1 protein-coding gene is annotated in these 1,188 nt (G+C 50.0%); it reads right to left on the reverse strand.

The features are described 5' to 3' along the window. Positions 1-119 precede the first annotated feature (119 nt). On the reverse strand, positions 120-1,046 hold the full coding sequence (locus tag JIN78_RS16740) for an SDR family NAD(P)-dependent oxidoreductase (RefSeq protein WP_200393145.1): 927 nt from the start codon (positions 1,044-1,046) through the stop codon (positions 120-122). Positions 1,047-1,188: the final 142 nt, after the last annotated feature.

A 1,188-nucleotide genomic window follows, 5' to 3' on the forward strand; every position in this document is an offset into this window, starting at 1 on the left:
CAAAACCATCGAAACAATCAAGAAAACCCACCCCAAACTCTGTGAACAGTTTTCCTAAAAATCACTTGTCAGTTGGCCTCAGTGGTTTGTTCTGCATAGATCTTGGTGCAGCGTGATTGCTAGAGAAAGCGATGAATGACGGTATCGACATTGTCTTGCGCGGATTCACTACCGATGATCTCAGGCCAATGCTCTAGCTGATCAGCCAACTCTCCGGTAAGCCCTTTTTTGCTGCCCCACCAGACACCGGACGTGAAGTCGTCGTCATTGAGTAACACATCTACGTAGCGTTTGGCACCGACATCGACAGCATGAGCTTTTCCAAGGAGCTGCATCACCCACATGGCTGTATTCATGATCCACCTTTGGTGCCAAGGCAACGTTGCAGTCCCAGAGGTGCCACGCGCCATACCTGGATCGACCGTGATAAATCTCATGTCAGGATGTTTGCGCGCCATGCTCATCGTCCATAACGCACCCATTAGCTTCACCGATCCATAGATGTCTGTGTATGTCTTGTTGTCGGCGAATTTAGTGCCGTTGGCTACAGAGGTCCATTCTTCAATCGAGCCATTCGCGATAGAGGGTTTTGCAGCACGCACCTCAGGGGCTCCCCGGGCTGCAAAACTGGCGACATACATTACCGATCCGCCTCTGGAGAGCTTGCCGTTCTTCATCAAAAGATCGGTCAAGTGTACATGTCCCAGCACATTGATCGCGAAGATAAGCATGACCCCATCCTTTGTGAGTTTGGTTGGTTCAGTGCCGCCACCACCGCCAGCGTTGAGGATGATTCCATCGACTTGCGTGTTGAGTTCTTCGGCCGCTTTTTTGCATGACTCCAAATCACCGATATCTACGATCAATATTTCGAAAATCTTCTTTCCGGTTAGCGATTCGAGTTGCTCAAGCGCCTGTTGCGCTCGGACTCTGTTGCGACACGCCAAGATAATTTTGGAAATCCCCTTCCGCTGGGCGAATTGTCGTGCCGCCTCGAATCCAAGTCCGGAATTAGCGCCGGTAATGAGAATCGAAGAATGAGTCATGCAGATTGGCAATGGTTAGGTGTGAAGGGTGAGACTCTCATTTTGTTGCAGAGATTATATGGTTGATGATTTGCCAGACCAGCACCTTTTCAAGGAAAAATGGCGTGCTTAGGATTTTCGTGGGCTATCCCGCAGCCACTTG

Source organism: Roseibacillus ishigakijimensis, assembly GCF_016595415.1.
In the GTDB taxonomy this organism is placed as follows: domain Bacteria; phylum Verrucomicrobiota; class Verrucomicrobiia; order Verrucomicrobiales; family Akkermansiaceae; genus Roseibacillus; species Roseibacillus ishigakijimensis.